This window comes from Qipengyuania sp. ASV99 (genome assembly GCF_047872805.1).
Lineage (GTDB): Bacteria > Pseudomonadota > Alphaproteobacteria > Sphingomonadales > Sphingomonadaceae > Erythrobacter.
In genome coordinates, this window is record NZ_JBLQUK010000004.1 from 141,236 (window position 1) to 153,786 (window position 12,551).

Below are 12,551 nucleotides of genomic sequence, written 5' to 3' on the forward strand. Positions count from 1 at the left end.
GCAAGCCGGTGAACGCTCCGTTCATCCAGCGGCAATGTTTACAACCGTAATCGTTGTGACTACAGACGTAATCAAGCCAAGGGAGGACAGCTTGAGCAAGTCCGAAGAGCCGGGATCGCCAGATCGCCCAGAGCAACGCCCCGATGACCGTCCAGAGCGCATCAGCGACGCTGAACACGCGGTGATGGAGGTGTTGTGGGACCACGGCACTGCCAGCGCGGCGGATGTCTGCGCGGTGGTTTGCACCAAGCGCGGGTGGAGCCTCGCCACGGTCAAGACCCTGCTTTCGCGCCTCGTTCAGAAAAGCGCCATTGCCGCGCGTCCCGATGGCCGCCGGTTTCTTTATACGCCGCTGATCGCACGCGCAGACTATGTCGGCGGAGAATCGCGCCGTCTGGTCAACCGTTTGTTTGGCGGCAATGCAGCCAGTCTGGTTGCGCATCTCGCCGAAACCGAAGCGCTGAGCGAGGATGATCTCAATGAAATCGCGGCCCTGATGAAGGAGCTACGGCCATGAGCGGGCTTGGCACAGACGGCGCATTGTTGGGCGCATTGCCGCTATATCTGGCAGAAACGTTGATCTGGACAGGCGTGCTGATCGCCGCCGTGCTGTTCCTGCGCCGCCCGGTCGCGCGCTGGTTCGGGCCGCAAATTGCCTATGCGCTGTGGGCGATCCCGGCGCTACGGCTGATCCTGCCGCCGCTTGAACTGCCTGCGTGGATGGGTCCTGCCGATGCTGCGGCTACTGCGGCATCTGCATCCGGCAGCGGCACTGAAACGCAGATTTTGCCGATCCTCGACCCAGCCTTTCCAGTTGCGACACCAGATGGAACTGCGGGTGTAGAGGTGGCGGCGCCGGGGGCATCAGCGCCAATTACCCATGGGCTGATGTCTGAGTTGTGGCTGGATGCCGAAACCTTGATCGTTTTTGGCATGGCAGTCTGGCTGACCGGCGCCGCCGTTTTCCTGTTTCTGCGATTTTCCGCCTATTTCCGGCTGCGCGATGAGTTGCTGACGGATGCGCGCGATGTCGGGCGCGATGTTGGACGCGGCGGATCGGTCCGTCTGATCGAAACGCCGGGAACCCGTGCGCCGCTGGCGTTTGGAGTGTTCGACAAGGTCATCGCGCTGCCCATCGGTTTCATGGCGCAGCATGATCGGACCGCGCGCGACCTCGCGCTGGCGCATGAAATGGCGCATCATCGGGCGCGCGATTTGCTGATCAATGTGCTGGTCCAGCCGCTGTTCGCGCTGCATTGGTTCAATCCGCTCAGCCGCTATGGCTGGCTGGCGCTGCGCCGCGATCAGGAGGCGGCCTGCGATGCGCGGGTGATTGCCAGCCATCCGGCGGTCCTGCGCGAAGCCTATGCCAATCTGATCGTCAAATTTGCCGCTGCGCAAGCCGATCCTGCCCCGGATTACGCGCTGGCCGCGCCGATGGCGTGCCCGGTTCTGGGAGAGAAATCGATAATCCACCGTTTGAGGAGCCTGAAAATGAACAACACGACCCAAGGCCGCCGCATGGCTGGCCGACTGATGCTGGGCGCAGCGGTGATCGCTCTGCCGCTGACCGCCTCGATCAGTTACGCCGCCAGCGATGCTGTTGCCGATAATGTTCAGGCACCTGCCGCTCCGCCACCGCCCACTGCGCCAAACGCGCCCGCCGCTCCCCCCGCTCCGCCAGCGCCGCCGTCGGAATATGAGACTGAGGCGATCATCACCACCGATCCCGACACCGCTGCGGTAGGGGAGGGGACCCGCGAAGAACATGTTTTTATCTTTCACGCCGACGGGAATGACGAAGTTTCCTCTGCTCCGGCTGCCCCCGGTGATCCCCGAGTTGAACGCTTCGTGATCCGCGATGGTGAAAATTCTACCGATGAGCACGTCGAAGAAATCATGATCGAAATGCGCCGGGGACTGGCCGAAGCCGACCGCGCGATGGCGGAAATGCCCCAACGTTTGGAACAGGCGCTGGCCGAAGCGCGCAGCCGACGCGGCGAAGCCAGGGAAGGGCGCACCATCATCGAAATGTCTTGCGACAGGTCCAGCGATGAGGTCGCCACGACAACCGAAAACGCCGATGGCACGCGCACGGTGATGCTGTGTCAGACGCGGGTGATGGCGCAAGCTTTGCAAGGTCTGCGTCAGGCGCGCGAAGCAATTTCCCGCGCGCGCGATCTTGATGCTGCAACCCGCGGACGGATCCTGCGCGAACTGGATCAGCAGATTGATCAGTGGGAAGATGAGCACGGCTGATACGCCGCGCTCTTTTGTCACACGGCACCTGGTTTTCAGCGGTCGTCGAATCCAAGTCCGCGCGCGTCAGTTTCTGGGGCGGGCCGGGTATTCGCAGCCGCGCTGCTTTCCCATCCCTTTCAGAAATCCGCGCCGCACCATGCCCGCTGTGACCGCCAAGTTGAATTGGCGGCGGCGGTCATTCGCACCCGTCACCTCACGCACGATGCCGCGAAACGGGATGAATGAGCCGACCACGCTTTGCGCGATGCGCCCCTCGCTGATGCCGCGTTCTGTGTCTCCGGCAATGTCGAAATCCGCGCCCAGCGCGCTGTCGAGCAAGGCAATCTGCGCGACAATGGCGTTGCAATCGTCCAGTCCGTTGTCGGCATAGGGGTCCTGTGCCGCGAGCACCAGCACCTCGGGCAGATCGTCGCTGTCGATGTTGAAGTCTTCGAGCGGGGTGCGCGCAACATCCATCGCGTCGGGGTCGTCCTTGATCACTTGCGCCTGAAGCGGCGCGGCAAGGCAAAGGGCGGCGGCCGTGCAGGCCAGGATGGACCTAACCGGGGTTGAAATAGCTATCGCATACTGTGTCATCTGCGCTCTCCAATCCGCGCCGCAGCGCGTCCATGCGTTGCTGGCTGGTTCCGTGGGTGAAATTTTCCGGGTTGATGCGTTGCCCCGAACGGCTCATCAAAGTGTCATCGCCGATTGCGCTGGCGGCGCGCAGACCTTCTTCCATGTCGCCGGCTTCGATCAGGTTGCGGTTCTTGCCCGCCCACACCCCGGCGTAACAATCCGCCTGCAATTCCATCCGCACCTGCAAGGCATTGCCCTGACGCGGGTTTTGTTGTTGCAGGCTGCGCACCTGATTGGCCAATCCGGTCATGTTCTGGATATGGTGGCCATATTCATGCGCGATCACATACAGCCGCGCAAAATCGCCGCCGGTGCCGCTCATCTGAGCGAGCTGATCGTAAAATCCGGTGTCGATATAGATTCCCAGATCCGCTGGGCAGTAAAACGGGCCCGCCGCCGAAGTGGCGCTGCCGCAGCCTTGCGTGGCGACGCGGCCATCGCGGTAAAGGTCAAGAAACGGTTCTTCAAACGCAACCCCGGCGCGGGCGAACTCGGGCGACCATGTTTCATTGAGGCTGGTAAGCGCCGCGCAGGCCTCTGCGGAATAGGGCCCCATATTGCAGACTTGTTGTTCGGTCAGATCGCCCGTTCCTGCGTCCGGCGCGCTTTGCTGTTGCTGGATTCCGCCCAGCACCGCGACCGTCTGCGCCGGGTCAATGCCGAACGCAACCGCCCCGATCAGCGCAATGATCAGCGTGCCGCAGCCCACGCCGCCCGCCCGGCGCATCCCGCCGCCGCCACTTGAACGAACCTTGATCTTTGACGTATCAAACGGATTGAGCCGCATGCGAATATTCCCCTAAATCGCTGCCATAGGATGCCCGCCGTCTGCGCCAAACCGCGCTATTCGCTGGACACAGGATTTATGCGCGGCAAAAGCTGCGACACAGTTTCGGATAGACGTTTCATTGCAAGAGGTGAACCCAATGCTCAAGAAAAAGCGCGCTCTGGTGACGGGGTCGACCTCGGGCATCGGCTTGGCCATTGCCCGCGCGCTGCATGCCGAAGGGGCTGAAATTGTCCTCAATGGGCTTGGCGATCCCGATGAGATTGCTGCGCTGACCAACGAAATGAACGCCACCTTCAACGGTGCAAACTTGCTCGACCCTTCGGCGATTGCTGCGATGATGGAGGAAATTGGGCCAATCGATATCCTTGTGAACAACGCCGGGATGCAGTTCGTGTCGCCGGTAGAGGATTTCCCCACGGCAAAGTGGGACGCGATCATTGCGCTCAATCTGACCGCACCGTTTCACACGACTCGGCTGGCGGTGCCCGCGATGAAGCAAAAAGGATGGGGAAGGATCATCAACACTGCGTCGGCCCATTCGCTCACCGCATCGCCGTTCAAAAGCGCCTATAACGCCAGCAAGCACGGGATCGCTGGCTTTACCAAGACCATCGCGCTCGAACTGGCGCAGACCGGGGTCACGGCGAACTGCATCAGCCCCGGCTATGTCTGGACCCCGCTGATCGAGGGGCAGATCCCCGACACAATGGCGGCGCGCGGGCTCACCCGCGAACAGGTCATCAATGACGTGTTGCTCGCCAAACAGCCGACCAAGAAATTCGTCCAGCCCGAAGAGGTGGGCGCGCTGGCGGTGTTCCTGTGCCGCGAGGAAGCGGGCAATGTCACCGGTGCGAACTGGAGCATCGACGGGGGCTGGACCGCAGAATGAACGCATTGGGCCGCATCGTCTGCCTGGCCGCCGCCTGCGCCGCGCTATCGGCCTGCGCCAAGGCGCCGCTGGCGGTTGCTCCTGCACCCGAACGGACAGCGATTGCGGCCAGCCTGATGCGCGATATTGCGGTGCTATCCAGCGACGAATTTGGCGGCAGGATGCCCGGAACTGCGGGAGAGGAGCGGACGGTCGCCTTTCTTATCAATCACATGCAATCCGCCGGTCTGGTGTCGGGCACCAACGATCCGGGCAGCGCGTGGCGCGCGCCGGTGGAACTCGTCAGCAGCGCGCCGATTGCGGGCGAAATCGTGTTTGTCGATGGCGATGCACGGCAGCGAATTGAACCCGGCATGGCGGCTGCCTTTACCACTGCGCGGCGGTTGCTGGTTGAAAGCAGCCCGATGATTTTCGTCGGGTTCGATTCCAGCGAAGTTGACCCCGAATCCATCGCGGGCAAAGTCGTCGTGATGCTGGGTGAGCCTGGCCAGAGCCCGCAGCGCCGCGCTGAATTGTTCAACGCCGATCCCGCCGCCATCATCACCGTGGTCGAAGACGAAGCGGCCATCGAAGGAGTGAACCGCGCCTTTGGGCGAGAGCGGCTGATCCTTCAAAGCGAAGATGAAAAGCGCCTGACCGCCTTTGTCACGCATTCCGCCATGCGCCTCGCCAATGGCGCGGATCATTGGGATGCTTTGGTCGAGGAAGCCGCCAAAGACAATTTTTCGCCCGGTCCGCTGCAACCGGCGGTTTCGATCAGCGCAATGTCGAACCGGCGCGAATTTGCCAGCTCCAATGTTTTGGGGCTGTTGCCTGGCGCGGTTCCGGGATCGGGAGCGGTGTTGTTGCTGGCGCATTGGGACCATCTGGGCGAGTGCGGAAACAGCGATGCTGGCGATGACGAAGGCACCGAAAATTCCGCAGATCAACCGCGCGACCTGATTTGCAACGGCGCGGTCGACAATGCCAGCGGGATTGCCGTCATGCTCGAATTGACACGGCGGCTGGCAGCTTCCGGTCCGCATGACCGCGACATCTATGTGCTGGCCACCACCGCCGAGGAATCGGGGCTGCTCGGGGCGAAAGCCTTTGCCGAGGCCCCTCCGGTTCCGCTCGATACGATTGTCGCGGCGTTCAATTTCGATACTTCCGCGATTGCACCCGCCGGGTCGCCGGTCGGCTTTGTCGGCGAAGGGCGCACGCCGCTTGATCCCGTGATCCTGGAAATGCTGGCGCAGGCCGGACGCGAACTTGGCGACAAGCAATTTGCCGAGAGTTTCGTGCGCAGGCAGGACGGCTGGGCGTTGCTTGAAAAAGGCGTGCCGACGGTGTTTCTGTCCACCGCCTTTGGCTCCGAAATCGTGCTCGGCCCCTATCTGGCGCGCGATTATCACCGCCCTTCGGATGAAGACGGGCGGATCGAGCTGGGCGGGGCAATCGACGATCTCTTGCTGCATGAGGCATTGGTGCGGCGCTTTGCCAGCACCGCCGCCTATCCGCTGGGCGACAAATAGGTTCCTGCCCTAGCTTTAGCGCAAAACCCGCCCTACAGGGACCTGCACGATTCGCGCTGCCCCGGCGGCGGCAACCCAGACGAAAGCTGCGTGCACATGGACATCCCCCTCGGCCTGACATTTGACGACGTTCTGCTCCGCCCGGCAGAAAGCAATGTGCTGCCCAGCATGGCGAACACCCAGACTTATCTGACCCGCGATATTGCGCTCAACATTCCGGTCGTTTCGTCTGCCATGGACACTGTGACCGAAGCCGACATGGCCATCGTTATGGCGCAGCTGGGCGGAATTGGTGTGCTCCACCGCAATCTCGACATTGCGCAGCAATGCGCAGCGGCGCGCGCGGTCAAGCGGTTTGAAAGCGGCATGGTGGTCAATCCGATCACGATCAGCCCGGATGCGGTGCTGGGCGATGCGCAGGCCTTGATGCAGCAACACCGGATCAGCGGGATTCCCGTCACCGATAGGGACGGCAAACTGCTCGGCATACTCACCAACCGCGACGTGCGCTTTGCCGAGAACCCGGCTCAGCCGGTGCGCGAGTTGATGACTACCGAAAATCTGGCCACCGTGCCGCTGGGCACTGGTCAGGAAGAGGCGCGGCGATTGCTGCATCAACGCCGGATCGAAAAATTGCTGGTGGTGGATGATGATTTTCGCTGCATCGGTCTGATCACGGTCAAGGATATCGAAAAAGCGGTCAATTATCCCAGCGCGACCAAGGATGTTTCCGGGCGGCTGCGCGTTGCGGCGGCGACCACGGTTGGGGATGCGGGCTTTGCCCGGACCGAGGCCTTGATCGATGCCGAGGTCGACGTGATTATCATCGACACCGCACACGGCCACAATCTTGAAGTCGCGCGCGCAGTTGAGCGGGCCAAGAAGCTCTCCAATTCGGTGCAGATCGTCGCGGGCAATGTCGCCACGCCCGAGGCGACCCGCGCTCTGATCGATGCGGGCGCGGATGCGGTGAAAGTGGGCATTGGTCCGGGATCAATCTGCACCACCCGCGTCGTCGCAGGCGTGGGCGTGCCGCAATTGACCGCAGTCATGGAAAGCGCCGCCGAAGCGGCCAAATCGGGCGTCCCGGTGATCGCCGATGGCGGACTGCGCACCAGCGGCGATGCGGCCAAGGCATTGGCGGCAGGCGCTTCGTCGGTGATGGTCGGTTCGATGCTGGCCGGGACCGCCGAAAGCCCCGGCGAAGTGTTCCTGTATCAGGGACGCAGCTACAAAAGCTATCGCGGCATGGGCAGCGTCGGCGCGATGGCGCGCGGCAGCGCCGACCGATATTTTCAGCAAGACGTATCTGCCATGAAACTCGTGCCCGAAGGGATCGAGGGTCAGGTGCCGTTCAAGGGCCCGGCGGCCGACGTGATCCATCAACTTGTCGGCGGGATCAAGGCCGCGATGGGTTACACCGGCTCTGCCACTATCCCCGATTTGCAGAAACGCGCGCAATTTGTGCGGATCACCAATGCGGGCCTTTCCGAAAGCCATGTGCACGATGTCGCCATCACCCGAGAGGCACCCAATTATCCGACGCGCTAGGGACCAGCAATGACGCCCGCCGCGCGGGTTCAGGCCGCCATCGAACTGCTCGACCAGATTATCGAGGCCGCGGCGGCAAAGGCTGCGCCGGCGGACCGGCTGATCTCGGAATATTTCCGTGCCCGCCGCTATGCCGGGTCAAAGGACCGGCGCGCGGTGCGCGAAATGGTCTATGCTGCGATCCGGCTGTGCGGACCTCGTCCGGCCAGCGGGCGGGCAGCGATGCTCGCGCTGGCCCGGCAAGACGCGCAGATTGCGCCGCTGTTCGATGGATCGCCGCACGGCCCGCCGACCATCGGTGACAGCGAGAAGCCCGCCAAGACCGGCGTCGCGGTCAGCTGGATCGTGGGCAGGCTGGCGGCATCGGGGATTGAGAAACAGGCCGCGCGGGCCTTGCTCGACCGTGCCCCGCTCGACATTCGCGTCAACGCGCTCAAGGCCGAGCGCAGCACCATCGCCTTGCCCGAGCCGGGCGAGCCGCTTTCCGCGCCATCCGGCCTCCGCTTTCCCGCTGGCACCCCGGTCGATCAATGGGATGCATACCGCGACGGGCTCATCGAAATTCAGGATCATGGCAGCCAGTGGGTGTGCGAAGCGGTCGGCGCGCAGCCGGGCGAAACGATCATCGACCTGTGCGCAGGGGCGGGGGGCAAGACGCTGGCGCTCGCCGCGCGGCTGGGCAATGCGGCGACCCTGATCGCGGCGGATACGGACAAGCGGCGGCTGGGCAATCTCGCGCCGCGTGCTGAACGCGCAGGGGCGCAGATCGAGCGCACGGTGTTGCTTGATCCGGGACGCGAGCTGGAGGCGCTGGCCCCGTGGCTGGGCGCGGCGGACCGGGTGCTGGTCGATGCGCCGTGTTCGGGCAGCGGAACCTGGCGGCGCAATCCCGAAAGCCGCTGGCGGCTGGACCGGGCAGAGCTCGACCGGCTTAGCCAGTTGCAGGACCACGTGCTCGATATAGGCGCGCAGCTGGTGCGTCCGGGCGGCACGCTGGTGTTTGTCACCTGTTCGGTGTTCGACGCCGAAGGGCCAGAGCGGATCGCCGCATTTCTCGAACGGCATCCGGGTTGGCAGACCACTCCCACCGTGATCTCGGTGGGCACAGAGCGCGGCGGCGGCACAAGGTTGACCCCGCATCACGACGGGACAGACGGGTTTTTTGTCGCCATCCTCAATTCTCCGTGTTAGCCTGAAACACTATGGCGGAGCCTCCATCTTCCCGGCTTGCTGATTTCAAGGAGCTTTTCATGCGTTTCGCGCCCGTTGCTGCTGCTTTGTCGCTGTTTCTCGCCACCACTGCGAGCGTAACAAGCGCGGGTGAACAAGCACCAGCGCCGCGCGCGGCGATGCTGATCGCGCAGGGTCAGGCCTCGCTCGAAGCGGGTGAAACGCAGGCTGCAATTGATGCGTTTGAGGCCGCTTTGGTGGTTGATCCGGGTTACACGCCGATCTTTCTGCATCTCGCAGAGGCCGCGCGCCGCGAAGGCCTGCAAGGCAAAGCGATCCGTTACTACCGCGAAACACTGGCGCGTGACCCTGGCAATTTCGCCGCAATTTCGGGCGAAGGCGCGGCCCTGGTGGAAAAGGGCGCCTTGGAAAAGGCGCAGCGCAATCTGGCCCGGCTGCAAAGCCTGTGCGGGGAAAACTGCCCCGAAACCGTCGCGCTGCAAGCAACCATAGCCGCCGGACCGCCTGCGCGGCTGGCGGTGGAAGCGGCAGGCGACGGCACCGCCAGCAATTGAACGGAACACATCAATGCTGACGCTGCACCATCTTGAATATTCGCAGAGTTTTCGCATCCTGTGGCTGCTTGAGGCGCTGGGCGCGCCCTACGATCTCAAGCTCTACAACCGCGATCCCGAAAGCAACCTTGCGCCCGATGATTACAAGGCGCTGTCGCCGCTCGGCACTGCGCCGGTCATCACCGACGGCGATCTGGTGCTGGCGGAAAGCAACGCGATCATCGACTATGTGCTCGATGCGCATCCTGGCAGCGACCTGCGCCCCCTTGCGGGCCATCCTGACCGCGCGCGGCACCTGTTCTGGTTCCACGCCGCGCAGGGATCGTTGATGTCGATGCAGGGTATTGCGATGGTGCTGACCTTGCTGGAAACACGCTCGCCCTGGCCGATCAGCGCGCTGTTAAAGGCGGTGTTTGGGCAGGTGCGCAAGATTTTCGTCAACCCCCGGCTCGGCGCGCTGTTCGCTTTGATGGAAGCGGACCTGGGCAAGCAGCCCTATTTTGGCGGTGACAATCTGACCGGCGCGGACATCACCTTGGTCTATCCGATGTATGCCGCGCGCGACAAAGGTGCGTTTGACGCGGGCTATCCCAACATTCTGGCGTGGTTTGACCGGATCGAAGCGCTGCCGTCGTTCATCGCCGCGCGGGCCAAGGACAACCGTGATCGGATCGCATTCCGGTTCAAGGATTGATCAGATCAGCGGAGCAAATTCTGCCACCAGTGCGGCGTAAACATCGCGTTTGAACGGCACGATCAGGTCCGGCAATTCGGCCGGATCGACCCAGCGAAACTGTTGAAACTCCGCCGGTTCATGCGCGTTCAGATCGACATCATCGTCGCTGCCCAGAAACCGCCCGAGGAACCATTGCTGTTCCTGCCCGCGATATTTGCCCTTCCACACCTTGCCCAGCAATTCGGGCGGCAGGTCGTAACGCATCGGCTGCGAAGCGGGCGCGATCACCTCAACCAGATGGGGGCCGATCCCGGTCTCCTCCTGCAATTCTCGCAACGCCGCCGTTTGCGGGTCTTCGCCGCGATCAATCCCGCCTTGAGGCATCTGCCACGTGCCGAGCGCGCGTTTCTCAATTCGCTCACCCACGAACACCTTGCCTGCTGAGTTTACTAGCATGAAACCGGCGCAGGAACGATAGGGTAGCCCGCTCATTGAGCGACTCCGAGTATGAACTTCATTGCTGCGACAATGCGCTCCAGATCGCGCTGCGCGCTTGGCACCGCGCCGCGCAGATTGGTGAAGGAATGGGTGAGGCCCTCCATTTCCAGGAACACGAATGGGCGCCCTGCATCCACCAGCGCCTTGGCATAATCGCGCCCCGAATCGCGGATTGGATCAAGGCTGGCGGTGATGAGCACCGTGGGCGGAGCCGTGCTGTGATCGCCCAGTATCGGGAAGCCGCGGTGATCATCGCGCGGCGCGGCAAATGCTTGATCGAAGAATTCGACCGCCGGTTTGGTCAGCACGAACCCTTCGGCAAATTCTTCAAGGCTGGCGGAACCTGCCGCATCGCTCGCCAGCGGGAACAGCGGGACTTGCAGCACCACCGGCACATGCGCGGGGCTGACGGCCAGCAATTGCCCGACCGCGAGCGTTGCGGTGCCCCCGGCGCTGTCGCCGATGGTGATGATGCCGGTTGCCTCGCGCCCCAAAGCCTCAGGCGAAGACGCGATCCAGCGTGTCGCCGCATCGCAATCGTCAATCGCCGCGGGAAAAGGATGTTCGGGCGCGCGCCGATAATCGACCGCGACCACCGGCAGGTCCATCAGCGCGGCCAATTCGGTGCAGAGATTGTGATGCGTGTCGAGGTCCCCGATCACGAACCCTCCGCCGTGATAGAAAGTGAAGACCGGGCCCGCCTCGCGGCTTTCGCGCGCGTCATACAGGCGCAAAGGAATATCTCCGGCGGGACCGGGGCAGGAAAGGTCACGCACCACCGCCAGATCGCGCGCCGGACGATCCGCCATGCCGTGCAGCGCGATATAGGACGCGCGCGCATCCTCCAGCGTCATTTCTGCCACTTTCGGCCCGCCGATGGCGGCGAGCGCATCGAGAAAGGCCTTCATGTCGGGGCGGATGAATGGGGTTGGGCGGGTCATGCTGTCTCTCTCCACACACAGTGTTCTGCGGCTGCGATAGAGCGATGCGCACAAGTTTTCCACTCGCATTGAAACAGGCGCGGGGATAGGCAGCAAAGCCATGGACAATCTGACACATAGCCTCGTCGGCGCGGTGCTGGGGCAGGCGGGGCTGAAGAAGAAGACCGGGCTCGCCATGCCTGCGCTGATCATCGGTGCGAACCTGCCCGATGTCGATGCAGCGTGCTTTTTCTGGCTCGAGGGGACCGAGCATCTGGGCTTCCGGCGCGGGATCACCCACGGTCCGCCCGCGATGGTGCTGTTGCCGCTGATACTGGCGGGGCTGCTGTGGGCGTTTGACCGGTGGCAGACGAAGCGCGGCAAGCTGCCTGAAGGGCGGCTTCCGGTGCATTTTGGGTGGCTTTATGCCCTCAGCTTTATCGGCTGCCTGAGCCACCCGGCGCTCGACTGGCTCAATGTCTACGGCATCCGCCTGCTGGAGCCGTTCTCCTCGCAATGGTTCTATGGCGACACGCTGTTCATCATCGACGTGTGGCTGTGGGCGCTACTGATCGTCAGCCTGTGGTGGTCGCGGCGGCGGGAGAAGCGCGGCGGGGAGTGGATGCGGCCCGCGCGGTTGGGGATTGTGGTAATGCTGGCCTATATCGGGGTGAATGGGGCGATCACGCATGGCCGTTTGGAATTGTGGGACGGGCCTGGTGCAATGCGGATTTCAATGCCGGTCCCGTTACTATTCTGGGAACGGGAGGTGGTGCGAGTTGGCCGGAATTGGCCGGACATGGCATCGGAAGCCGCGCAAATTCCTTATTTGCAGAGCGAAGGCCGTCCGCTCATCGATCCGAAGCTGCGTTGCGCAATGCCTGACCTCACTGAGGCACGCCGCACCAATTCCCAACTCGAAGCCTTCCTGTTCTGGTCGCGCGCGCCCTTTGCTGTGCGGGCTGATGATGGCTCGGTAATCCTCTACGACGCGCGCTTCTACGATCCGCGTGCGCGGGGGCGGTTCTCGGTCGCGCTGCCGGATGTGAAATGTGAGGAACTTGACAGCGACTGACGCGCTTTGGCCC

At 63.1% G+C, this 12,551-nt stretch carries 13 protein-coding genes; 9 read left to right on the plus strand and 4 right to left on the minus strand.

The window, feature by feature from the left end; all coding sequences use genetic code 11:
- The first annotated feature begins 91 nt into the window (after nt 1-91).
- Nucleotides 92-517, plus strand: coding sequence for a BlaI/MecI/CopY family transcriptional regulator (locus ACM64M_RS07225; protein ID WP_416227998.1), 426 nt, complete (start codon nt 92-94; stop codon nt 515-517).
- Complete coding sequence (locus tag ACM64M_RS07230; RefSeq protein ID WP_416227999.1) at nt 514-2,259, plus strand: M56 family metallopeptidase; 1,746 nt, start codon at nt 514-516, stop codon at nt 2,257-2,259. The genes ACM64M_RS07225 and ACM64M_RS07230 overlap by 4 nt, the downstream gene beginning before the upstream one ends.
- Before the next feature lie 66 nt (nt 2,260-2,325).
- Here ACM64M_RS07230 and ACM64M_RS07235 read toward each other — a convergent pair whose 3' ends face one another.
- On the minus strand, nt 2,326-2,742 hold the full coding sequence (locus ACM64M_RS07235) for a hypothetical protein (RefSeq protein WP_416228000.1): 417 nt from the start codon (nt 2,740-2,742) through the stop codon (nt 2,326-2,328).
- Nucleotides 2,743-2,800: 58 nt separating this feature from the next.
- The gene (locus tag ACM64M_RS07240; protein ID WP_416228001.1) at nt 2,801-3,667 is read right to left on the minus strand and encodes a neutral zinc metallopeptidase; all 867 of its coding nucleotides are present in this window, start codon (nt 3,665-3,667) and stop codon (nt 2,801-2,803) included.
- 139 nt (nt 3,668-3,806) lie between these two features.
- On the opposite strand from ACM64M_RS07240, the gene ACM64M_RS07245 reads away from it, so the two are divergent.
- The 6 genes from ACM64M_RS07245 (at nt 3,807) to ACM64M_RS07270 (ending at nt 10,063) form a co-directional block, all read left to right on the plus strand.
- The gene (locus ACM64M_RS07245) at nt 3,807-4,559 is read left to right on the plus strand and encodes a 3-hydroxybutyrate dehydrogenase (RefSeq protein WP_416228002.1); all 753 of its coding nucleotides are present in this window, start codon (nt 3,807-3,809) and stop codon (nt 4,557-4,559) included.
- On the plus strand, nt 4,556-6,073 hold the full coding sequence (locus ACM64M_RS07250; RefSeq protein ID WP_416228003.1) for a M20/M25/M40 family metallo-hydrolase: 1,518 nt from the start codon (nt 4,556-4,558) through the stop codon (nt 6,071-6,073). The genes ACM64M_RS07245 and ACM64M_RS07250 overlap by 4 nt, the downstream gene beginning before the upstream one ends.
- A gap of 96 nt (nt 6,074-6,169) precedes the next feature.
- Nucleotides 6,170-7,624 carry an IMP dehydrogenase gene (gene guaB, locus ACM64M_RS07255; protein WP_416228004.1) on the plus strand — a complete coding sequence of 485 codons (1,455 nt, stop codon included), beginning with the start codon at nt 6,170-6,172 and terminating at the stop codon, nt 7,622-7,624.
- Between the two features lie 9 nt (nt 7,625-7,633).
- Complete coding sequence (locus ACM64M_RS07260) at nt 7,634-8,815, plus strand: RsmB/NOP family class I SAM-dependent RNA methyltransferase (protein ID WP_416228005.1); 1,182 nt, start codon at nt 7,634-7,636, stop codon at nt 8,813-8,815.
- 59 nt (nt 8,816-8,874) lie between these two features.
- Nucleotides 8,875-9,369, plus strand: a complete 495-nt coding sequence (locus tag ACM64M_RS07265) for a tetratricopeptide repeat protein (RefSeq protein ID WP_416228006.1) — start codon at nt 8,875-8,877, stop codon at nt 9,367-9,369.
- A 13-nt stretch (nt 9,370-9,382) separates the two neighbouring features.
- Entirely contained in the window at nt 9,383-10,063 is a 681-nt protein-coding gene (locus ACM64M_RS07270; RefSeq protein ID WP_416228007.1) for a glutathione S-transferase family protein, read from the plus strand.
- Here ACM64M_RS07270 and ACM64M_RS07275 read toward each other — a convergent pair whose 3' ends face one another.
- Both ACM64M_RS07275 and ACM64M_RS07280 read right to left on the minus strand, forming a co-directional pair.
- Nucleotides 10,064-10,537, minus strand: coding sequence for an RNA pyrophosphohydrolase (locus tag ACM64M_RS07275; RefSeq protein WP_416228008.1), 474 nt, complete (start codon nt 10,535-10,537; stop codon nt 10,064-10,066).
- On the minus strand, nt 10,534-11,484 hold the full coding sequence (locus ACM64M_RS07280) for an alpha/beta hydrolase (protein WP_416228009.1): 951 nt from the start codon (nt 11,482-11,484) through the stop codon (nt 10,534-10,536). Before ACM64M_RS07280 ends, ACM64M_RS07275 begins: the two co-directional genes overlap by 4 nt.
- Nucleotides 11,485-11,584: 100 nt before the next feature.
- Between ACM64M_RS07280 and ACM64M_RS07285 the strand changes: the two genes are divergently transcribed.
- Nucleotides 11,585-12,538: a metal-dependent hydrolase gene (locus tag ACM64M_RS07285; protein WP_416228010.1), complete on the plus strand. Its 954-nt coding sequence runs from the start codon at nt 11,585-11,587 to the stop codon at nt 12,536-12,538.
- Nucleotides 12,539-12,551 lie beyond the last annotated feature (13 nt).

Bases quoted from the DNA above. Each gene is read 5' to 3' on its own strand.
- ACM64M_RS07240 (WP_416228001.1), bottom strand. From the start codon at position 3,667: ATGCGGCTCAATCCGTTTGATACGTCAAAGATCAAGGTTCGTTCAAGT.
- guaB (WP_416228004.1), top strand. From the start codon at position 6,170: ATGGACATCCCCCTCGGCCTGACATTTGACGACGTTCTGCTCCGCCCG.
- ACM64M_RS07260 (WP_416228005.1), top strand. From the start codon at position 7,634: ATGACGCCCGCCGCGCGGGTTCAGGCCGCCATCGAACTGCTCGACCAG.
- ACM64M_RS07275 (WP_416228008.1), bottom strand. From the start codon at position 10,537: ATGAGCGGGCTACCCTATCGTTCCTGCGCCGGTTTCATGCTAGTAAAC.
- ACM64M_RS07250 (WP_416228003.1), top strand. From the start codon at position 4,556: ATGAACGCATTGGGCCGCATCGTCTGCCTGGCCGCCGCCTGCGCCGCG.
- ACM64M_RS07280 (WP_416228009.1), bottom strand. From the start codon at position 11,484: ATGACCCGCCCAACCCCATTCATCCGCCCCGACATGAAGGCCTTTCTC.
- ACM64M_RS07270 (WP_416228007.1), top strand. From the start codon at position 9,383: ATGCTGACGCTGCACCATCTTGAATATTCGCAGAGTTTTCGCATCCTG.
- ACM64M_RS07230 (WP_416227999.1), top strand. From the start codon at position 514: ATGAGCGGGCTTGGCACAGACGGCGCATTGTTGGGCGCATTGCCGCTA.
- ACM64M_RS07245 (WP_416228002.1), top strand. From the start codon at position 3,807: ATGCTCAAGAAAAAGCGCGCTCTGGTGACGGGGTCGACCTCGGGCATC.
- ACM64M_RS07285 (WP_416228010.1), top strand. From the start codon at position 11,585: ATGGACAATCTGACACATAGCCTCGTCGGCGCGGTGCTGGGGCAGGCG.
- ACM64M_RS07265 (WP_416228006.1), top strand. From the start codon at position 8,875: ATGCGTTTCGCGCCCGTTGCTGCTGCTTTGTCGCTGTTTCTCGCCACC.